This window comes from Kaistella treverensis (assembly GCF_900114045.1).
GTDB lineage: Bacteria > Bacteroidota > Bacteroidia > Flavobacteriales > Weeksellaceae > Kaistella > Kaistella treverensis.
This window is the reverse complement of the sequence record NZ_FORQ01000001.1, coordinates 508927-529458: the sequence shown is the minus strand read 5'-3', so window position 1 is coordinate 529458 and position 20532 is coordinate 508927. Positions and strand designations below refer to the sequence as shown.

Sequence of the window (20532 nt, the reverse complement as noted above, 5' to 3'; positions counted from 1 at the left end):
TTTTTCTAAATTAATTGTTCGAAGCTTGAAGTAGTTTGGGCTTTTTGATATTCTTCCAGTTTTTCACGGATAAAACGCAACGCTATTGGTGCAATATAAATTAGTGCTAAACCGATTAATTTTTTCTTCCAGCTGGTGTCCTGCAAACTTTTTCTGGCGAAATTCCCGATAAAAGTTACGGCACCGATTTTCAGTGTGTTTTCAATTACATTTACAGTAGCGTCGCTATTGGCAATGCCTGCGAAAGCGTTTTTACTGAAAACGTTTTCTTTCACGCTGTTGGAAATTTCCTTTACAATTTCGTTGGTTTTTATGCTTACAGAAGTGTCGCCATCTTCCGTGGGAACTTCTTGCAGAAATTTGTCTGTAAAACCGTGTGTTATTGCGCTTAGGCTTTCTTTGGTATTTTCGAAAGTCAGCAAATCCTGCAAATCATCAACTTCTTTTTTCAGAAGCTGTTTTTTTTGCCGAAGCTCTTCTAAACTGTTATATTTTGCGCTCATTTTTACGAATTTATTAATTTAACAATTTTATCTGCCACAGAATTGGTAATGGATTTTCGTGCCAAAAAGACCACAATTAATATTAGTAAATATAAACCTGCCATTATGAGAATTCCGTAGGCGTAATTTCCCATCCAATAACCGATAAGCAAACCGAGACCAACGTTGAAAAGAATGATAAAAAATAAAAAGGCGATGGCTATGATGGAAAAAAATGCAATAGTCCCAACTGTTAATGAGGACTTTTCGGTAGCCTCCATCTTGATCAAATCTATTTTCTTGGAGACGAATTCTTTGATAATTTCTACCATAATATTTTTTTTAAAGTTACAAAAAAAGGAACTTAAAATAAAGTTCCTTTTTAATTTAGGAAGTGTTTGAAGATCAATTAAGATCTCATACCACCCAATTCATTTTCTACATCTCCTACAACATCTTTAGTTGTATTTACAGCCTGATCTTTATATTTGTCATAACCATCTTTTACAGAAGAAACTACCTTGTCAGCGGTTTCTTTAACCTGAGTTGAGATGTTGTCGTATTGGCTTTTAACTTTTCCGGAAACTTCATCATATTGTTCCATTGCTTTTTCCGAAACTCTGCCATATTGATCAACTGCCTGGTCTTTCAATTCGTTGGCTTTGGTTTTAATTTTTCTTCTTGTTTCAGCACCTTCTTCCGGAGCGTAAAGCATACCTAATACAACACCTGCTGCTGCGCCAGCTAACAAACCTGCTAATACACTTGCTGAGTTACTACCTTTTTTCGACATTTTAGTTATTTTTTAATGTTAATAAATTTTACGTTAATGGCCTTTAAAACCATATACCCACAGGGTTGCAATTAATATACCAATCAAAAATGATGTCTCTTAAAATTTTGTTAAAATCCGGTAATATGGGAAAGTATCAGTTCAATGGTTTCTTTTTTTGTTAAATTGGTGTTGTCTATAACAATCGCGTCGTCTGCTTTTTTCAGCGGTGCGACTTCTCTTTCGCTGTCAATTTTATCGCGTTCAATAAGGTTTTTTCTTACGGTTTCCTCATCGGTTTCCATGCCTAATTTCTGAAGTTCCAGAAACCTGCGTTTTGTTCTTTCGTCGATGCTGGCGGTGAGAAAAAATTTATAATCTGCATCTGGCAAAATGATGGTCCCGATATCGCGACCGTCCATAATTACGCCACCGTCCGCTGCGATTTTTCGCTGCTTTTCGAGCAAAAAATCCCGAACTTCCTTTTGGCGCGCGATTAAGCTTACCTGTTGGGAAACTTCATTAGTCCGGATTTCTTTTGAAATATCGGTGCCGTTTAATAAGACGATAAGTTCGTCTTCAACCTGTTTAAATTGTAAAGTAATCTCATCTAACCTTTGAAATAAATTTTCGAGGTTAATCTGGCCATTTTCTGAAATGCAGTTTTTAATAGCAAAATAGGTAATGCCACGGTAAAGTGCGCCGGTATCCAAATGAACGATACCCAGTTGGTGCGCTATTATTTTTGAAATCGAACTTTTGCCAGTAGAAGAGTATCCGTCAATGGCAATTACAGGTTTTCTCATTCCGCAAATTTCCTTAATTAATTTGAAATTAAAAAATATATGTTTTTAAGGCGGAAAAATAAAAATTGCCAATCGCTACCTGCGGTTTCCGGCAACTTCTATCATGTCGAGCGTAATGCCCAGCATATTCATATTCGATGAATTATGGTAGCGAACATGCGCATAATCAAATCTAAAACTCGAAATTTTGATGCCGAAGCCGGCAGAAAGTCCGGCGAAACTTCTTTGATCCAAAACCGCAAGTTCATTTCCACGCTTTACATTATAACCAAGACGAATATTAAAAGCCTGCTGTGGAAAAAGTTCCGCGCCGACGGAAAAATGATCGGCAATTTTCCGGCTCCAGTTTATTTCCTGACCATTATTGTTGTAATCCTGAGAAATATTGAGTTTTTGAAGGTCGTGTGCTGTAATCGTCAACGCGACCGGAAATTCATCTAAAATTTTGGTGTAGCCTAAATCCACGCGAAATGCAATATTTTCCCGTGTTCCGTTATAAGATTTAAACTGATAACCGAAATTTCTGAAAACCAAAGCCAAAGTTTCATTGCTTTGTTTGTTGTGATACGTAATTCCGGCGTTTGCAACTACCGCCATCGAGGTGTAATTATCGATTTTTGAAGTCACAAAATTCGCGCTTCCGCCAATAGTAAAATCTTCTTCAAACTGATAGGCGTAGGATAAACCGACGAGCGCATCCATCGCGGAAAAATTTCCGCTGATTTCCGCACTTTCGTCCGTACGCGGAATATCACCATAATTAATGTATCGCGCGGTAAGTCCGACGAGATGACCATATTCCATATCGCGAACATAGCTTAAAGTTCCGTATTGTGAACCCGCGAGGTAAGAAGAATAATTTACGGCCAACATTTGATCCTGCTCGAGATTCATCAAACCCGGATTCACCGCCGTAAAACCCACATCAAAATCTCTAACTGAAACTGCATCGCCCCCCAGTGCTGCCTGTCTGGCGGAAACCGGAACGTTCAGAAAAGGGTAGACATTCGTACCTTCCTGCGCCGGTAAAATACCTGCTGAAAATAAGGCGGCAAAAAGAAGGTTTTTTTTCAAAGGCGTAATTCTTTAACAAAAATAATTTATTTGGCTATTTTGCAAAAATAATCCTTTGTAAATATAAATGTATTAACGAGATTATTTGCTATTCGTTATATTTGCACCATTAAAAAGAAACAAAGCAGTAAAAATGAAATACAACCGAATTCTACTTAAACTCAGTGGCGAAGCCCTTATGGGAAACCGACAGTACGGCATTGATAACGACCGTTTAAAAGAATATGCAGCCGAAATTAAAAAAGTAACCGATCTTGGTTGCCAGGTTGCAATTGTAATTGGCGGCGGCAATATTTTCCGTGGTTTGGCCGGCGCAGCTACCGGAATGGATAGAGTTCAGGGAGATTATATGGGAATGCTCGCCACCGTAATCAACGGTATGGCACTACAGGGCGCTTTGGAAGATGCCGGAATTTTCACCCGACTTCAAAGTGCGATTGAAATGGATAAAGTTGCCGAACCTTTCATTAAAAGAAAAGCCGTGCGCCATTTAGAAAAAGGCCGCGTTGTAATCTTCGGTGCCGGAACCGGAAACCCGTATTTTACCACCGACACCGCCGCTACTTTGCGCGCAATTGAAATTGATGCAGAAGTTATCTTGAAAGGAACGCGTGTTGATGGAATTTACGACAGCGACCCGGAAAAAAATGCCGATGCAGTGAAATTCAATAATCTAACTTACGATGAAGTTTTCGAAAAAGACCTGAAAGTAATGGATATGACCGCATTTACTTTGAGCCGAGAAAATAATTTGCCTATTATTGTGTTTGATATGAATAAAGCCGGAAATTTACTGAAAGTCGTACAGGGCGAAAACGTCGGGACTTTGGTAAATTTGGAGCGAGTGGAATTGTAGACTCAGTATTACTTTAGAAATTAAAAATAATGGAAGATTTAGAACTCATTGCCGACATGACCAAACAGGAAATGGATGCGGCACTTAAACATTTGGACCATGCATTTCAGAAAATCCGTGCGGGCCGTGCTTCTACAGCCATGGTGCAGGACGTTATGGTAGAATATTACGGCGCACCAACACCGCTAAACCAGGTGGCAAACGTGATGGTTCCCGACGCGATGACCATTTCTATCCAGCCGTGGGATAAAACTGCTCTTGGTCCGATTCAAAAAGCGATTGTAAACTCTAACCTCGGATTTGCGCCGTCTAATAATGGTGAAAATATTATTTTAAATGTTCCGCCTTTGACGGAAGAGCGCCGCCGTGAATTGGCAAAACAAGCTAAAGCTGAAGCTGAAGCAACCAAAATTACCGTAAGAAACGCGCGCCAGGAAGGCATGAAAGATTTGCGAAAACTGGAAGGTGTTTCCGAAGATTTAATTAAAAATGAAGAAGCCAAAATTCAGGAGCTTACCGATAAATACGTGAAAATGTGTGATGATTCTTTGAAAGTAAAAGAAGCTGAAATCATGAAGGTTTAATGAAAACCGAATATATTTTAAAGCCGTTTCAAGTTTGAAGCGGCTTTTTCTGCTTTCTGCTAAAATGAAAAAAAATCCTGTTTTAGCGGCTATTTTTCTGCGAAACTGAAAATAGCGCCGAGCTTAATTTTAGAATAACCGTTGGATTTTATTTTTGAAGCATTAATCATCGCCTGCGCCAAAGTTGACGTTGGCAAAGGTTTCTGGCTTTTCAGCAAACCCAGAGAATTGAAAAATTTCACCGTTTTAGCGCCCAAAATTTCTGCCGGTCTTTCAGAATTTTTCCGGTCCAGCATGCCGGGTTGAAAAATGGTGAGTTTTTCAAAATGCAGATCTTTAATTTTCTGCTCCAATTCGCCTTTCATGCGCGAATAGAAAATTTTCGAATTCGCGTTTGCACCGTACGACGAGATCAAAATAAAATCTTCAACGCCATTTTCTTTTGCACTTTTAGCGAAGTTATATTGATAATCCACATCAATTTTATACTGATTTTCTTTGCTTCCGGCCGCTTTTAAAGTAGTGCCAAGACAGGAAAAAGCAACGTCACCTTTAATTAAATTCTTCCATTCTTCCGGCTGATCAAAATTTACAACGTGTATTTTCACCTTGTCGGTGTTTAGTTCTAAAGGTTTCCGCACGAAAAGATGAATTTCGGAAAAGCTGTTGTCTTCTATTAAAAGCTGAACCAAATCTTTACCCGTAGCGCCGGTCGCGCCGATTACCAATGCTTTCATAATTTTAATTAAATAGTGCGTGGAAAAATTTCCCCTTAAATATACTAATTTTGTTAAAAAGCTGAAAATGGATGTTACCGAAATTTTAAACCACTGCCAAACCAGAAAAGGTGTTGAAGAAACTTTTCCGTTTGGTCCGGACGCGCTGGTGCTGAAAGTGGGCGGTAAAATGTTTATGCTGATTGCTTTGGAAAGTGAGCCTTTAACAATTTCTGTAAAGACGCATCCGGAATGGAGCGCTGAACTCCGCGAAAAACATCCACAAATTGCGGCCGCTTATCACATGAACAAAACGCATTGGAGTTCCGTGGTATGTGAGGGTTTGAAGCGGGAACTGATTTTAGAAATGATTGATCATTCGTACGATTTGGTATTTTCATCGCTTACGAAAAATCAAAAAGAAGCAGTAAATAACAGCTAATTTTTCACTTTTAAAATAAAAAATTTCCGCTTAAAACGGCAAATTTTTTAATTTTTCTAAGTGAAGGACTCAGCGGTGTAGAAATTTTCGGTCCGCTTTTTATCGTCTTCGAGTTTTTCGATGAGTTTTTCCAGACTTTCAAATTTTATTTCGTCGTGAAGAAATTCGCGGAAAGCAACTGTAATTTCTTTGCCGTAAATATCTTCATCGAAATCCAGAATATAAACTTCCACCGTTTTTTCGGTTCCGCCAACGGTAGGATTTGTTCCGATGCTCAGCATTCCTTTATATTGCGAGCCGTTTAGAAAAACATCGGTAATATAAGCGCCTTTTTTCGGTAATAATTTCAGGCTTTCAACATCAATATTTGCGGTTGGATAACCAATAGTTCTGCCGATTTTTTTACCGTGAACCACTTTTCCGGACACCGAATAATGATAGCCCAACATCAGATTTGCTTCGGCAACATCGCCTTCGAGTAGCGCATTTCGAACTTTCGTCGAGGAAATATGTTGGTTATGAACATTCACAACTTCCATTTTTTCCACTTCAAATCCAAGCTCCGGTGCTAATTTTTCGAGCAGTTCGAAATTTCCGCTTCTGTCTTTACCGAAAACATGGTCGTAACCGACAATCAAATGTTTAATTTGAAGTTTTTCCACCAAAACCTTCCGAACAAATTCTTCACCAGTGAGATTTCGAAAATCCTGATCAAATTCCTTCAAAAAAAGATTTTCAATGCCGAAATTTTTAAGAAGTGCCGTCTTTTCGTCAAGCGTGTTGAGTAGTTTCAAATCATCTTCCGGATTAAAAATCAGGCGCGGATGTGGCCAGAAAGTAAGAATTCCGCTCTCCAGGTTTTTTGCTTTTGCCACGGCTTTCAGCTGGTTGATAATGCTTTGGTGGCCCCGATGTACTCCATCAAACATACCGATGGAAAGTGCTAAAAAAGATTGGAAAGACGAACGCTCGAAATTTTCGTGTATTTTCACCTGAAGTTCATTAAGAATGAAAGAAATTACCTGCTGAAAGCAGCAATTTTTACTTTGTGCAAATATGACAAAAATCTTCTTTTAAACCAATTGCAAATTTGGGAAGTTTCATTATATTTGCACACACGAAAAAAATCAGCAATGGCAAACCAAATTAAAGGAAAAATTTCTCAAATTATTGGCCCGGTAATCGACGTATTATTTACTGATGCGGCAGAACTTCCTAGCATTTATGATGCTTTGGAAATTACAAAAACCGACGGTACTAAAGTAATACTTGAGGTAGAACAACATATCGGTGAAGATTCTGTAAGATGTATCGCAATGGATGCGACCGACGGTCTGCAGAGAGGTCAGGAAGTAGTTTCCCACGGCCGACAAATCACAATGCCGGTAGGCGATGCCGTTTATGGGCGTTTGTTTAACGTAGTTGGTGATGCTATCGACGGTATTCAGCAGGTTTCTAAAGAAAACGGTTTACCGATTCACAGAGAAGCTCCAAAGTTTGACCAGTTAACCACTTCCGCCGAAGTACTTTTCACCGGAATTAAAGTTATCGATTTGGTTGAACCTTATTCTAAAGGTGGTAAAATCGGTTTGTTCGGTGGAGCAGGTGTTGGTAAAACAGTATTGATCCAGGAATTAATTAATAATATTGCGAAAGGTCACGGTGGACTTTCGGTTTTCGCCGGTGTAGGTGAAAGAACCCGTGAAGGAAACGACCTTTTGAGAGAGATGCTTGAATCAGGCATTATTAAATACGGTGACGAATTTATGCACTCCATGGAAAACGGCGGTTGGGATTTATCAACTATCGATCTGGAGCAAATGAAAGATTCTAAATGTACTTTCGTTTTCGGACAGATGAACGAGCCACCTGGAGCAAGAGCACGTGTAGCTTTGTCTGGTCTTACAATCGCAGAATATTTCCGTGATGGTGACGGACAAGGACAAGGAAGAGACGTTTTGTTCTTCGTTGATAACATTTTCCGTTTTACGCAAGCTGGTTCCGAGGTTTCTGCACTTTTAGGACGTATGCCTTCAGCGGTAGGCTACCAACCAACTTTGGCTTCTGAAATGGGAGCGATGCAGGAACGTATTACTTCAACTAAAAACGGTTCAATTACTTCAGTTCAGGCGATTTACGTACCTGCGGATGATTTAACGGATCCGGCGCCGGCAACAACTTTCGCCCACCTTGATGCAACTACGGTATTGGACAGAAAAATTGCTTCCTTAGGGATTTACCCAGCGGTTGATCCATTGGCTTCAACTTCCCGTATTTTGACTCCGGAAATCTTAGGTGACGATCACTATGACTGTGCACAGAGAGTTAAAGAAATTCTTCAGAAATACAAAGCTTTGCAGGATATCATCGCGATTCTTGGTATGGAAGAACTTTCCGAAGAAGATAAATTATCAGTTTACCGCGCCAGAAAAGTTCAGCGTTTCTTGTCTCAGCCTTTCCACGTTGCAGAACAGTTTACCGGTCTGAAAGGAGTTTTGGTTGATATTAAAGACACCATCAAAGGATTTAACATGATCATCGACGGTGAGTTAGACCATTTGCCTGAAGCTGCTTTTAACCTAAAAGGTACCATCGAAGAAGCGATTGAAGCAGGTGAAAAAATGTTGGCGGAAAACGCGTAATTAGAAATATAGAATAAAGAAAAAAGAGGAAAGACATTCTCATTCTTTTTTCTTTTCTCTTTAATCTTTAATCTGAGAAATAATGAACATCAAAATATTAACTCCGGAATTCGTAGTTTTTGAAGGCGAAGTAAAATCTGTTTTGCTTCCGGGTAAAAGCGGTGAATTTCACATCATGAAAGATCACGCGGCGATTGTTGCTTCCCTGAACGGTGGTAAAGTTAAAGTGTTTACCAACGACATTCCAGAGCAATTTGCGAATCACTTCACGCGCGAAAACGAAAAAGAAAGCGTGTTTTCTTTTCCGATTAAAAGCGGAGTGATAGAATATAGCAATAATAAAGGAATTATTTTGGCAGAATAAATTGCCGATAAAATACCTAAAAATCCCGTTCTAAAAAGAGCGGGATTTTTTTGTTTTAAAAGATGTAAAAAATATAAAATATGGGCAAAATTGGGCAGAATTTTACACCGGTTAACAGCATAATTTTGCACCAACAGGGCAGAACTATTATGAAAAAGGTTTATTTATCGGAATTACTTTTCAATCTCATAAAGTCTTATGAGATAGCAAAAGAACAGGATAAATTAGTGGAAACCGAAGAGTCACCAAATTTATTTCGTCCAAGACCTTTCGACGCTCTTACAGATAGTATGTTAGATATTGATCAAGTGCTGAAGGATTGCGAAAACTACGTAAACCAATATGTTACCATAGTTCAAAACAAGGAAGAAAGTGCTGATATGAATGATTTTGCAGAATATTCAACCTTGCTTGGAAACGGGCGTGAACTGGCGAAAAATTTAAAAATAGCAAAAAGTAAAAACAAACTATCTCCCAACCAGGTGAAAAAATTGCAACAAATCCAAGCTAAATTAGCTGAAGCTATGGAAAAGAAATGTAATTAATTTTTTTTGCTCGTCATTACAATTTAGCTGAAATCAAGTAAAATTTATATTCGCAAAACAGCATTATTTAGTTACCGAAAGAACAAAAGCCGACAAGATTCCCAGCGTAATTCCGATTTTTTGGTAGTGGCTTAAGCTTTCCTTGTGATAAAACTTGGAAATAAGCAAACCCAGCACAGGTTCTATTAATCCGATAATTGCGAAGAGTATTATACTCATATTCGCAAGCGCAAAATTCAGACAAAATGTGCCTAAAGTGCCCAGAAAAATCAAAAGTACGATTTCTCTTTTTGTCGTTGGTGTTATATTTTTTAAATCAATTTTGGTGGGATTCACCAAAAATAAAATACAACTCAGCGTACACACCGTAAATTCCAAAACAGCGCAGAAAAGCACCGGACCAAGTTTGTCGATAAAAGGCACATAAAAATAAGCGGTTGACCAGAATATTTTTGCCAAAACGGTGTAAAGCAAACCTTTCGATAAAAGCGATGTTTTTTTCGTTCTGCCGGACATTTCAATAAGCGAAACGCCGATGAGGACCACGATGCACAGAAAAACCTTCAGTGCAGAAATTTCTTCTCCATAAAAAAAATATCCTGCCGCAACGCCAATGATTAAGCCGATTTTCCCAAAACCAATCGTGTTGGAAATCTGCGTGTGTTTCATAGATTGCAGAAAGAAGAAAAGGCCAAAATAATTTACAGCGCAGATTCCTGCAGTTTGCACCAAATCTACCCACGTAAATTGAGTTGTCGGAATAATCTGAAGACCAGTCAGCACAAAATAACTGACTGAAAAAATCAGAAAACAGCACAAACTTCGGATAATAATCAGCGGTAATGTTCCCAATTCATTTCGCGGATTTTTCCACAGCACATTCGTGGTCCCGTAGCTAATGTGGCCGAAAATTGTAATTAGAATGGCTAACACTGAAATCTATTTAAAAAAGTGTACTGCGTTTTTGCAATCAGAAAATCAAATCTTAGCTTTAAATCTTCACGCTTTGGAAAAAGATGCTTACCCAGGCGATAATACTGCAGTTCGAAATAAATTTTACAGTCGAAAGGAAAATTTTTACCATCATTAATGTCGATGGGCAAACTCTCAAATATTGTTACAGCGTCGCTTCTTTTACCAAGATAGAAAAGCGTGATCGCGCGCGTTATTTTATACAGAAAAATATTTGCCTGTAAATGCGGATTTTCTTCCGCAAATTCGTTCAGTTGTTTTTCCGTGGGAATCTCCTTAAAACACGCATCCGCGTCCTCATAGCGTTCTATAGCATTCAGCGCACTGCTTACATAGGTGCGGAAAATAATCTGTTCTGCAAATAAAATTCCGCCATTTTCAGGCAAATTTTTTAATTCATAACTGGCGCTGATTTGGTCACCGGTGCTTTTCTGTTCCTGCAAAAACATATAAAAATATTTTGCAATGGTATATCTGGCTTCCGGGAAAGCCATATATACATCGCTTTCTTTCCGCATCTTGACGACCTGCAGCTCAATTTTTTTCATTAAATCAGCCGCGTCCTCCAGGTTTAGTTTTTCGGACATAAACCTGCCATAAAAAACAAAAGAATATGCAAAAACTTTGATGTGCGCATCTTTCGTGATTTTTACAAGTTTCAGTAAAGCATCCTGATATTCTTTTTGCGCCGCTTTTTCGTAAAAAGGATGCCAGGCAAGCACGTATTCCAGCGCCTCCTCATTGTCCGCGAATCGTTTGATGAATTCCTGCAGATTTTTTGGGTTTGAAAGGATTTTTTCAGCAAAATAGAAGTTCGCCTTTTGGAAAATTCGGTCGTTTAAACGCGTTCCTTCACCTTTTACCAGACCATAATAAATATCAAGCAATTCGAAATCTAGTGAAACTTCGCCATTTTGAAAAGTATCACAAAAATCCTGAAAATCCCGGTAACCTAATCTTGCAGAAATTAAATTGAGCGTTGACAGCCGCAACTGGCTGCTGTTCTTTATTTTACCTAAAAACCGCCGTAAAGAATTCTTTGAAACACCAATATTGCTGGCAAGATTTTCCAACCCTTTTGTGGTTGAAATATTGCTGAAATATACTTTTTCAAACTCCTTGCGCAAGCTATTGATCATGTTGCAAATTAGTATATTTTATAATAATCCTGCAAATATTTTGGGCAAATTTGGGCAAAAATTCTCATCATATAAGCCCTTATCTTTGTCACATCTAAAAAACACATTATTATATACCTAGAAAATCCCGCTACACAAATAGCGGGGTTTTTGTATTTAAGTAATTCGTAAAAATTTGCCGCTAAAACGGCATATTTTTTAAAATTCCTAAAGGCTTAAAATCACACCGTTTTCCTTCAGTTGCGCCATCGGTTTTGAAAACCAGAACAATTCAAAATTTTCAAAGTGTTCTTCGAAATTATTTTTTAGCTGCTGTAAGGTCATTTTTTTCGAATTTTCTGTGGAGTTTTCTTCGAATATTTTTAGCAGCCATTGGGCTTTATTTTTTTCCAAATCTATTTTTACAATATTGGTTTTCAGGTGAAAAGTAAGTCTTGTAAAACTGGTGGTATTTCCTTTTTTTGATTTTTCAAAGTCTTCCGCAAGTACATTCTTAACCAAAAAAACGAGTTTTAAATTTCCTTTGAAAGCAAAATTTTCCTCTTCCAAAAGACAGTCGTGAATATAATCCGGATGAATGGTGGTCTTGGGAGTTTTAAAATCAAACCATTCGCGGAGCGGCAAATCGAAATTAATTCCGTGCATATAATTGAACAGCGATTTTTTTAAACCAAAACTGAATTTATTGTGATCAATTCCAGACTCGTCGATAAAATCTACATCATTATGCGCGAAGTGGATTTCTTTTTTTACCGGCTGTACGCCGTATTTTTCCGGATTTTGCCCAATAGGTGAATGTGCAGTCAGCGAAAACTGATGCCAGAAACCGCTTTGCACAATTCCCATTTCAAATAGTTGCCGAACCATTTCAAGAGAATCGATGGTTTCCTGCTCAGTCTGCGTGGGAAAACCGTACATCAAATAGGAATGGACCATCACGCCGGCTTCGGTGAAATTTCGCGTAACTTTTGCCACCTGGTCAACCGAAACGCCTTTGTCGATGAGTTTCAGCAAGCGGTCACCGGCAACTTCCAAACCTCCAGAAACCGCAACTAAACCTGACATTCTGAGTAAAAAACACAAATCTTTACTGAAACTTTTTTCAAACCGAATATTAGTCCACCAAGTGACGACTAAATTCCGTCTTAAAATTTCCATCGCTACTTCCCGCATCAAAGCCGGCGGCGCCGCTTCATCCACGAAGTGGAAACCAGTTTCGCCGGTTTGTAAGATAAGTTCTTCCATGCGATCGACCAAAATTTTAGCCGAAACAGGTTCGTAAAGTTTCACGTAATCAAGTGAAATATCGCAGAAAGTACATTTTCCCCAATAGCAGCCGTGCGCCATGGTGAGCTTATTCCAACGGCCGTCGCTCCAAAGGCTGTGCATGGGATTTGCAATTTCAATGACGGAAATATATTTATCCAGAAACAGATCGCTGTAATCCGGCGTACCGATAAACGCCTGGCGGTAATCGTTTTTTAAAGTATTATTTTTATAAGTTACCGCGCTACTTTCTAAAACAAACGTTCTTTTAAATTCGCTTTCGGAAATATTTTCGTTTGAAATAACATTTTCATAAACCAGTTCCAGCGGTAATTCGCCGTCGTCCAAAGTGATGAAGTCGAAAAACTCGAAAACGCGAGTGTCTTTCAGTTCCCTTAATTCTGTGTTCGGAAAACCGCCGCCCATTACGATTTTAATGTTCGGATAGTTTGCTTTGATGAATTGCGCGCACTTGAAAGCGGAATATAAATTCCCCGGAAAAGGCACGGAAAAACAGACCAGTTTAGGCTGAAAAATCTGCACTTTAAGCGCCAATAATTTTAAAGTAAAATCGTCGGTGAAAGTTTCCTCAGCATTTAGTTTTAAATAAAGTTCATCGAAAGAATTTGCGCTTTGCCCGATACGTTTCGCATATCTGCTGAAACCGAAATCCGCATCGATATTTTCTACGATATAATCTGAAATATCTTCCAGATACAAAGTCGCCAGATGTTTTGCTTTGTCCTGCAAACCCATATTCCCGAAAGCAAATTCTAAATCATCAAGCTGGTTAAAACGCGAGCCTTCTGGTAAAAAATTCATCGTGCAGATTTGCCGCGCCAAAGTCGGGTTATGGTTTTGAAGAAAAAGCACGACCTGATCGATGGTTTTAATGTATTCTTCACGAAGTGAAAAAATTCGCCGCGAATTGGCCGAAATTTTATTTAAATCAATTTCTTTCGCAAAGATTTTTTTGAGGCCATTTTTAGAAAAAATTTCCAAAATCACTTCAATTCCCAAATCCACCTTATGGCTGCTGATATTTTTGGTATTCAAAAAACCTTTGATATAAGCAGTCGCCGGATATGGCGTGTTCAATTGGGTAAATGGGGGAGTGATGAGGAGAAGATCTTTCAAGCGTTTTCTTTTTGCAAATTTATTTTAATTCTTTGGAATTCGGGCAATTGGCGCAAAACCAAAAAAAACCGCTTTTTAGCGGCTTTTTTTATCTTTCAATTTTACAAATCGAAATCTCCGGCAGCTTCGGGTTGATATAAAACTTCATCGATGACGATTTTGGTCATTCCGGAAGGAATTAACCAGTCGATTTCGTCACCTACTTTATAGCCAATCAAAGCGGAAGCTACAGCAGAAAAAATCGAAATTTTCTTCTGTTTTAAATCGGCGTCCGCCGGATACACCAACTGAAATTCCATATTGGTTTTGTTATTCTGAAAGTGAATTTTCACAATAGAATTCATTGTCACTACATCTTTATCGATTTCTGCCTGATCGACAATTTTCGCTGATTTCAGCTCCGCCAAAAGCTTTTCGGCTTCTTCTTTTTTAATGCTGTTGCGTGCTTTTGCTTCTGTAATCGAGCGGTTAATTCTATTATAATCCTGCTTGGTAATTATTACTTGTTTCATAATTAATGAGTTTTTTTGTAAAAAAAACCGCCTGAATTTTTCAAGCGGTTTATATAGAAATAAATCTGAAAAATTCTTAGCTGTTTTTGAACTGAAGGTTTTGCTCTTCCAATAATTTTTGCTCCTCTTTTTTGTAAAAACCGGAAACTAATTTTTCGTGAATTGCTTCGAATGCTGCCAAAGTTTCATTGATTTCAGAATCGGTGTGAGAAGCGGTTGGAATTAAACGCAACAAAATCATTCCCTTCGGAATTACCGGATAAATTACAACTGAGGTAAAAATACCGAAGTTTTCTCTTAAATCACGTGAAAGCAAAGTTGCTTCAACGGTAGAACCTTCCATCATCACTGGCGTTACACAGGTATTGGAATTTCCTAAGTTGAAACCTCTTTCTTTTAAGCCGTTTTGTAATTTGTGCACATTTTCCCAAAGTTTTGCCTTGATTTCCGGTCTTGAACGAAGCAATTCCAGTCTTTTCAATCCACCGATAACCATTGGCATCGTCAAAGATTTTGCGAAAACCTGTGAACGCAAATTATATTTTAAAATTCTGATGATGTCTGCATCCGCTGCGATAAACGCCCCGAAACCAGCCATTGATTTCGCAAAAGTTGAGAAATATACATCGATCTGGTCCTGGCAACCTTGCTCTTCACCCGCGCCGGCGCCGGTTTTTCCTAAAGTTCCGAAACCGTGTGCATCGTCAACCAAAAGCCGGAAATTAAATTTGCTCTTTAAATCGCATATTTCTTTGATTTTCCCCTGCATGCCGCGCATCCCGAAAACACCTTCGGTAATCACCAAAATTCCGCCGCCTTGTTCCTCCGCAACTTTGGTTGCTCTAACGAGGTTTTTTTCTAAACTGGCGATATCGTTATGTTTGTACGTAAAGCTTTTTCCCATGTGAAGTCTTACACCATCCACGATACAGGCGTGAGAATCAGAATCGTACACAATAACATCATGACGGCCAACCAACGCATCGATGGTGGAAACCATTCCCTGATAACCAAAGTTGAGAAGATAAGCAGCTTCTTTGTCTACAAATTCTGCCAGTTCTCTTTCTAACTGCTGGTGCTGTTCAGTCTCACCGGACATTGCGCGCGCGCCCATCGGATAAAACATTCCGTATTCTGCGGCAGCTTTTGCGTCGGCTTCTAAAACTTCCGGATGGTTGCAAAGTCCTAAATAATCGTTTGCACTCCAGAAAATAACTTCACGTCCCTGAAATCTCATTCGCGGGCCGATAGGACCTTCTAATTTTGGAAATACAAAGTAACCTTCTGCATAGTCCGCAAACTGGCCCAAAGGACCCGGATTTTCTCTAAGACGTTGGAAAATATCTGTCATTATTTTTTATTATTTTTAAAGTATCAAAGTTAATTAAATTAAAGTAAAAAAACCTTCTGTACAACGACAAAAAGGTTTTGTAATCTTGCTATGCAGAGGATAATTTATTTAATGATCTCAGTTTTGTACACTTCGTCGTAATTGTGTACGCAATTATTGACAAATCCCTGTTCCGCCATCCATTCATCACTGTAAACTTTCGTGATGTATCGTGAACCGTGATCCGGAAAAATAGCCACTACAACGTCATTTTTTTGGAATTCGTGAGAGTTCGCATATTGCAGAAGACCTTGTGTCACAGCTCCGGATGTATAGCCGCCCATAATTGCTTCTTTCAAAGCGATTTCACGTGTTCGGTACGCGGACATTTCGTCGTTAACGCGAACAAATTCATCAACTTTATCAAAAAGCAAAGCTCCTGGAATTAAATTTTTTCCCATTCCTTCGATCTGGTACGGATGAATATCTTCCTTATGAATCTCGCCGGTTTCGTGAAAACTTTTTAAAATAGAGCCTGAAGCATCAACACCTATGATTTTAATATCCGGATTTTTTTCTTTCAAAAACTTTGCTGAGCCGGAAAGCGTTCCGCCGGTTCCGGTGCAAGCGAAGAGATGTGTAATTTTACCTTCCGTCTGTTCCCAGATTTCCGGTCCGGTGGTTCGGTAATGCGCATCAATATTCAGCTCGTTAAAATATTGGTTGATATAGATGGAATTTGGTGTTTCCTCCGCAATTCTTTTTGCAACTTCATAATAGGAGCGTGGATCATCTGCAGCCACATTCGCTGGGCAAATATAAACCGTAGCGCCCAAAGCTTTTAAATAAGCAATTTTTTCCTTTTTCGTTTTATCGCTTACGGCTAAAATACATTTATAGCCTTTGATTATACAAACCATCGCGATAGAAAATCCGGTGTTACCCGAAGTGGTTTCCACGACGGTAGAACCAGGTTGTAATAGCCCTTTTTTCTCCGCTGCTTCAATAATGTGAAAGGCAATTCTGTCTTTGGTCGAATGCCCCGGGTTATATGACTCCAGTTTCGCATAAACAGTCGCCGGAATATCCTTTGTAACCTCGTTCAGTTTTACCAAAGGAGTGTTACCGATTAAACCCAGAATATTATCGTAAACATTAGTCATGGTACTTCTTTTTTCTCTATAAAATCGATTGCAAAAATACTAAAAATTTAATAACTTAACAATTTCTGTCCAAGTTTGTCACAACCTGGCAGTGTAAAATCGCATATCCTTAAATCTAATTAGCTATAATTAAGTACGTCACAAAAACTAATCGCAGGTTTAAATTTTGTTAAAAAGATTAGATAATAAGTTAAAAACGCTATTTTCGCAAGATTGAAATTAAACTATGAAAAATTGGTCCTTTAAGCAATGGAATACCATCATCGGATGGGTCGTTTTTACCATCGCATTTTTTACCTATCTCTCGACAATCGAACCGAATTTTAGCTTCTGGGACACCGGCGAATATATTTCGTCCGCGGTAAAGCTGGAAGTGACGCACGCCCCGGGCGCAGCGCTTTTCCAGATTGTTGGTGCAGTTGCGGCCATGTTTGCTTTTGGCAATGTGGAAAATTATTCGGTGGTGATTAATGCCATGTCTGCTTTATTCAGTGCTTTTACGATACTTTTTCTGTTTTGGATCATCACACATTTGGTTCGCCGGCTTTTGCACAAAGAGTTTAGCGATGTCACAAAACATCAGGAAATATCCATTTTATTTGCTGGCGTCATTGGTGCTCTTGCGTTTACTTTTTCAGATACTTTTTGGTTTTCCGCTGTTGAAGGTGAAGTTTATTCCATGGCGACTCTGTTTATCGCGCTTTTGGTTTGGCTGATTACCAAATGGGAAAATGAATATCACGCGCAGGATAATGAGCGTTGGATAATTTTGATATTCTTCGTCATCGGTTTATCGATCGGCGTTCACATGATGTGTATGCTAGCGATTCCGGCGATTTGCTTTATTTATTACAGCAGAAATTATGAGTTTTCCTGGAAATCTTTTCTGTGGGCAAACCTTATTACACTGTTTATTTTAGCAATTGTTTTCAAAGGAATATTTCCCCTTATAATGACCATTTTTGGTCGTTTGGAAATTTTCGCGGTAAACGGTCTCGGACTTCCTTTCCATTCCGGAACGGTAATCGCGTTTATTTTATTGACCGCTATATTTTACTACGGCTTAAAATATGCCCGAAAAACCCGCAAAAATATTTACCAGACCATCGCGCTTTCGGTAATTTATATGATGATTGGTTTTTCTTGCTGGATGGTAATCCCAATCCGTGCAAATGCAAATCCGCCGATGAACCTGAACAATCCGGATACCGCCATCGGAATGCTGGATTATTACAACCGTGAGCAATATGGTGACTGGCCCACGGCTTATGGCCAGAATTACACCGCTTATTTAGATGCGAACGGAATTCAGAAAAATGAAGATGGAAGTTATAAAAGCAATAAAACAGGCGTTGTTTACGAAAAAGACGAAACATCCGGAACTTACCGCCAGGTTGGTGAACGCTTTAATTATGTTTACAGCGACGACCATGTAAGTTTACTTCCGCGCATGTTCAGCGAGGATAAAGCTGTGATGCAAAATTACATTTCGATGTACGGCGCACCGGATTTTTCTTTTAATTACGACAATCCTGAACTTGCAGACAGTCCCGAAGCTAAAAAAATATTTGAGGATCTACGCCGAAAATTTGATGACGGAACCATCAAAGCACAGGATTATCTCGAGGTAAAACCTTATAATTTAATAAATGTCCAGCGGCCATCTTTAGGTCAGAATTTAGATTATTTTTTCACCTTTCAGAACGGATATTATTTTGTACGTTATCTGATGTGGAATTTTGTAGGTCGCCAGAATGACCTTGAAGGAAATATGGAAAATAACCGCGGAAACTGGATTTCCGGGATTTCATTCATCGATAATGCGCTGTACGGCGACCAATCAAAAATGCCGGCTAAGTTTAAAAACGAAAGCACAGTTGCTTTCTTTTTCCTTCCATTGATGCTAGGAATTATCGGTTTCTTTTTCCAGCTCAACCGGGATTTTGGGCGCTTTTATGCCATTTTATCGCTTTTTATCATTACCAGTGTTGGGATTATTTTTTACACCGGTGTGAAACCTTTTGAGGTTCGGGAAAGAGATTACGCAATGGTCGGCTCCTTTTTCGCCTTTTCAATCTGGATCGGTTTAGGCGCGGGCGCCATTCTCTGGTATTTGCAGGAAAAAATAAAATCCAACGCCTTGAATATTGGCGCAGGAGTAATTTTACTCGGGATTCCATTAATGATGGGCTTTCAGAATTATAACTTTCATGACCGCAGCGAACGGTATGCGGCGTACGATTATGCTTATTCAACTTTAAAATCTTTACCGAAAAACGACATCCTCTTCGTTTACGGCGATAACGACACCTATCCGATCTGGGGAATGCAGGAAACATCGGGCTTGCGCGATGATGTAAAAGTGGTGAATTTCACCTTGCTTTCCACGCCGTGGAATATCGATCAGGTTAAAAGACGAACTTACAATTCAATGCCGGTTCCCTCGGTATTTACTCACGAGGATTACCGCGACGGTACCAATGACCAGATCTATCTGATGACGCCGAAAGACTGGGAAAATATTTTTGCTAATTTAAAAGACCAGGGCGCGCCGGAAACTGCATTTGCAAATTTCAAAAAATATCTTACCAATGATTCCATGACGGTCAAAGAAGCAGTGAATTTCATTAAAAATAAATCTGAAGAAAAAGATGAGATCTTAAAAATGATCTTCGGAGATGAAAAATATGAAAAATTCAATTTCCTGCCAGTTTCGAAGTTTGTTTTACCGGTTAATAAAGCGAACGCGGTAAAATCCGGGACGATTAAAGCACAGGATTTAGGATTGGCTGCAGATCAGATTACCATTGAGTACAAAAGCTCCAGCATGTTCAAAAACAACCTGATATTGCTTGATATTTTAGCAAATTTTGACTGGAAAAGACCCATAAATTTTTCGTCAGGCGGAATTTACGATCCGGAAAATATCTTCTATTTAGGCGATTATTTGCAGTTTGACGGTTTCAGTTACCGTTTGGTTCCCATAAAAACTCCGGAGCGTGAAGATGGTGAAATGGGTAGAGTAGACGCGAACTCGCTTTACAATATTGTGAAAAATTACCGTTGGGGCAATTTCAAAGATTTAAATGTTCATTTCGATGAAACCTGTACGCAGAACATTGTTAGTTACCGAAGTTCGGCAAGCCGCGCTGCAGAAGCCCTGGCAGTGGCGGGTGAAAAACAGAAAGCGCTTGAAATGCTTGATCTGGCTTCGCGGGAAATTCCTGTTCAGAAATATAATGATCCGCGATCATTGAGTTCCATGGTGTATGGCTATATCGTTGCGGGGCAGGAGCAAAAAGGTTTGAAACTCGCAGAAGAACTCAAAAAAGGAATTTTCAGCGAGTACGATTACTATACAAGTTTAACCGAACAGGAGCAGCGCTTTGCAGCACGCCAGATGCGCACGAAACCAATGGAATATTCACTTGTGGTTGGTGCTGTTGCTGATGCTTATGAAAAAAGCGGCCAGAAAAATAAAGCGTATGATTATCTCGTAAAATCTCTGGAACCGATTGATAAGAAATTCAACAATTTCATTTTGGATTTGCAGACCATGGGCAAAGAAAAAGCCTATAACGAAGCGGAAAAAGTACAGAAAATAACGCCGTTCTACACCTATCTTTTCGATGTGATGAATCCCTACGATTCTACTTACGCTAAAGAAAAAGAAAGTCAGATTACCGCGGCAATAATGAAAGCTACACAGTAAAATGTCTTAATATATTAA

General features: G+C 39.0%; 20 protein-coding genes. 7 read left to right on the top strand and 13 right to left on the bottom strand.

The genetic code is table 11. The features are described 5' to 3' along the window. Positions 1-5: 5 nt before the first annotated feature. From BMZ55_RS02560 to porQ, 5 genes are all read right to left on the bottom strand, one after another. A complete protein-coding gene (locus tag BMZ55_RS02560; RefSeq protein ID WP_039344482.1) occupies positions 6-503 on the bottom strand; it encodes a hypothetical protein in 498 nt (165 codons plus the stop codon). 2 nt (positions 504-505) lie between these two features. After that, a complete protein-coding gene (locus BMZ55_RS02555) occupies positions 506-814 on the bottom strand; it encodes a phage holin family protein (RefSeq protein WP_039344484.1) in 309 nt (102 codons plus the stop codon). 77 nt (positions 815-891) lie between these two features. Continuing rightward, positions 892-1275: a YtxH domain-containing protein gene (locus BMZ55_RS02550; protein ID WP_089818371.1), complete on the bottom strand. Its 384-nt coding sequence runs from the start codon at positions 1273-1275 to the stop codon at positions 892-894. 110 nt (positions 1276-1385) lie between these two features. Further along, positions 1386-2060 carry a (d)CMP kinase gene (gene cmk, locus BMZ55_RS02545; RefSeq protein WP_089818369.1) on the bottom strand — a complete coding sequence of 225 codons (675 nt, stop codon included), beginning with the start codon at positions 2058-2060 and terminating at the stop codon, positions 1386-1388. Between the two features lie 75 nt (positions 2061-2135). After that, the gene (gene porQ / locus BMZ55_RS02540; RefSeq protein WP_089818367.1) at positions 2136-3134 is read right to left on the bottom strand and encodes a type IX secretion system protein PorQ; all 999 of its coding nucleotides are present in this window, start codon (positions 3132-3134) and stop codon (positions 2136-2138) included. Between the two features lie 133 nt (positions 3135-3267). Between porQ and pyrH the strand changes: the two genes are divergently transcribed. Both pyrH and frr read left to right on the top strand, forming a co-directional pair. After that, on the top strand, positions 3268-3990 hold the full coding sequence (pyrH, locus tag BMZ55_RS02535; RefSeq protein WP_039344495.1) for a UMP kinase: 723 nt from the start codon (positions 3268-3270) through the stop codon (positions 3988-3990). Positions 3991-4019: 29 nt separating this feature from the next. After that, positions 4020-4574, top strand: a complete 555-nt coding sequence (frr, locus tag BMZ55_RS02530) for a ribosome recycling factor (RefSeq protein WP_039344498.1) — start codon at positions 4020-4022, stop codon at positions 4572-4574. A gap of 89 nt (positions 4575-4663) precedes the next feature. Here frr and BMZ55_RS02525 read toward each other — a convergent pair whose 3' ends face one another. After that, positions 4664-5311 (bottom strand): NAD(P)H-binding protein, encoded by a 648-nt coding sequence (locus BMZ55_RS02525; protein ID WP_089818365.1) that lies wholly within the window; start codon positions 5309-5311, stop codon positions 4664-4666. A 67-nt stretch (positions 5312-5378) separates the two neighbouring features. Between BMZ55_RS02525 and BMZ55_RS02520 the strand changes: the two genes are divergently transcribed. Continuing rightward, positions 5379-5732: an MmcQ/YjbR family DNA-binding protein gene (locus BMZ55_RS02520; protein WP_089819382.1), complete on the top strand. Its 354-nt coding sequence runs from the start codon at positions 5379-5381 to the stop codon at positions 5730-5732. Between the two features lie 56 nt (positions 5733-5788). On the opposite strand, the gene BMZ55_RS02515 is transcribed toward BMZ55_RS02520, so the two are convergent. Beyond that, the gene (locus BMZ55_RS02515) at positions 5789-6724 is read right to left on the bottom strand and encodes a bifunctional riboflavin kinase/FAD synthetase (protein WP_089818362.1); all 936 of its coding nucleotides are present in this window, start codon (positions 6722-6724) and stop codon (positions 5789-5791) included. 141 nt (positions 6725-6865) lie between these two features. Here BMZ55_RS02515 and atpD point away from each other — a divergent pair, with 141 nt between their 5' ends. The 3 genes from atpD to BMZ55_RS02500 all read left to right on the top strand — a co-directional run bounded on the left by atpD (position 6866) and on the right by BMZ55_RS02500 (position 9283). Next, positions 6866-8374 (top strand): F0F1 ATP synthase subunit beta, encoded by a 1509-nt coding sequence (gene atpD, locus BMZ55_RS02510; protein ID WP_089819380.1) that lies wholly within the window; start codon positions 6866-6868, stop codon positions 8372-8374. A gap of 82 nt (positions 8375-8456) precedes the next feature. Continuing rightward, positions 8457-8738 (top strand): FoF1 ATP synthase subunit delta/epsilon, encoded by a 282-nt coding sequence (locus tag BMZ55_RS02505; RefSeq protein WP_039344505.1) that lies wholly within the window; start codon positions 8457-8459, stop codon positions 8736-8738. Between the two features lie 80 nt (positions 8739-8818). Further along, positions 8819-9283, top strand: a complete 465-nt coding sequence (locus BMZ55_RS02500) for a hypothetical protein (protein WP_089818359.1) — start codon at positions 8819-8821, stop codon at positions 9281-9283. A gap of 63 nt (positions 9284-9346) precedes the next feature. On the opposite strand, the gene BMZ55_RS02495 is transcribed toward BMZ55_RS02500, so the two are convergent. From BMZ55_RS02495 to BMZ55_RS02470, 6 genes are all read right to left on the bottom strand, one after another. Further along, a complete protein-coding gene (locus BMZ55_RS02495; protein ID WP_089818357.1) occupies positions 9347-10216 on the bottom strand; it encodes a DMT family transporter in 870 nt (289 codons plus the stop codon). Then, positions 10210-11394 carry a hypothetical protein gene (locus BMZ55_RS02490; protein ID WP_089818354.1) on the bottom strand — a complete coding sequence of 395 codons (1185 nt, stop codon included), beginning with the start codon at positions 11392-11394 and terminating at the stop codon, positions 10210-10212. The genes BMZ55_RS02495 and BMZ55_RS02490 overlap by 7 nt, the downstream gene beginning before the upstream one ends. 207 nt (positions 11395-11601) lie before the next feature. Then, a complete protein-coding gene (locus BMZ55_RS02485) occupies positions 11602-13797 on the bottom strand; it encodes a B12-binding domain-containing radical SAM protein (protein WP_089818353.1) in 2196 nt (731 codons plus the stop codon). 101 nt (positions 13798-13898) lie between these two features. Beyond that, positions 13899-14309: a nucleoside diphosphate kinase regulator gene (gene rnk / locus BMZ55_RS02480; protein ID WP_089818351.1), complete on the bottom strand. Its 411-nt coding sequence runs from the start codon at positions 14307-14309 to the stop codon at positions 13899-13901. A 76-nt stretch (positions 14310-14385) separates the two neighbouring features. After that, positions 14386-15660, bottom strand: coding sequence for an aminotransferase class I/II-fold pyridoxal phosphate-dependent enzyme (locus tag BMZ55_RS02475; RefSeq protein ID WP_089818349.1), 1275 nt, complete (start codon positions 15658-15660; stop codon positions 14386-14388). A gap of 104 nt (positions 15661-15764) precedes the next feature. Next, positions 15765-16802 (bottom strand): PLP-dependent cysteine synthase family protein, encoded by a 1038-nt coding sequence (locus BMZ55_RS02470; RefSeq protein ID WP_089818347.1) that lies wholly within the window; start codon positions 16800-16802, stop codon positions 15765-15767. A gap of 226 nt (positions 16803-17028) precedes the next feature. Here BMZ55_RS02470 and BMZ55_RS02465 point away from each other — a divergent pair, with 226 nt between their 5' ends. Beyond that, entirely contained in the window at positions 17029-20514 is a 3486-nt protein-coding gene (locus BMZ55_RS02465) for a glycosyltransferase family 117 protein (RefSeq protein ID WP_089818345.1), read from the top strand. Positions 20515-20532: the final 18 nt, after the last annotated feature.

Coding starts and splice junctions, on each gene's coding strand:
- BMZ55_RS02500 (WP_089818359.1), top strand. CDS start 8,819: ATGGGCAAAATTGGGCAGAATTTTACACCGGTTAACAGCATAATTTTG.
- BMZ55_RS02520 (WP_089819382.1), top strand. CDS start 5,379: ATGGATGTTACCGAAATTTTAAACCACTGCCAAACCAGAAAAGGTGTT.
- BMZ55_RS02490 (WP_089818354.1), bottom strand. CDS start 11,394: ATGATCAATAGCTTGCGCAAGGAGTTTGAAAAAGTATATTTCAGCAAT.
- BMZ55_RS02525 (WP_089818365.1), bottom strand. CDS start 5,311: ATGAAAGCATTGGTAATCGGCGCGACCGGCGCTACGGGTAAAGATTTG.
- BMZ55_RS02550 (WP_089818371.1), bottom strand. CDS start 1,275: ATGTCGAAAAAAGGTAGTAACTCAGCAAGTGTATTAGCAGGTTTGTTA.
- frr (WP_039344498.1), top strand. CDS start 4,020: ATGGAAGATTTAGAACTCATTGCCGACATGACCAAACAGGAAATGGAT.
- BMZ55_RS02465 (WP_089818345.1), top strand. CDS start 17,029: ATGAAAAATTGGTCCTTTAAGCAATGGAATACCATCATCGGATGGGTC.
- cmk (WP_089818369.1), bottom strand. CDS start 2,060: ATGAGAAAACCTGTAATTGCCATTGACGGATACTCTTCTACTGGCAAA.
- BMZ55_RS02470 (WP_089818347.1), bottom strand. CDS start 16,802: ATGACTAATGTTTACGATAATATTCTGGGTTTAATCGGTAACACTCCT.
- atpD (WP_089819380.1), top strand. CDS start 6,866: ATGGCAAACCAAATTAAAGGAAAAATTTCTCAAATTATTGGCCCGGTA.
- BMZ55_RS02560 (WP_039344482.1), bottom strand. CDS start 503: ATGAGCGCAAAATATAACAGTTTAGAAGAGCTTCGGCAAAAAAAACAG.
- BMZ55_RS02555 (WP_039344484.1), bottom strand. CDS start 814: ATGGTAGAAATTATCAAAGAATTCGTCTCCAAGAAAATAGATTTGATC.
- BMZ55_RS02505 (WP_039344505.1), top strand. CDS start 8,457: ATGAACATCAAAATATTAACTCCGGAATTCGTAGTTTTTGAAGGCGAA.
- rnk (WP_089818351.1), bottom strand. CDS start 14,309: ATGAAACAAGTAATAATTACCAAGCAGGATTATAATAGAATTAACCGC.
- pyrH (WP_039344495.1), top strand. CDS start 3,268: ATGAAATACAACCGAATTCTACTTAAACTCAGTGGCGAAGCCCTTATG.
- BMZ55_RS02475 (WP_089818349.1), bottom strand. CDS start 15,660: ATGACAGATATTTTCCAACGTCTTAGAGAAAATCCGGGTCCTTTGGGC.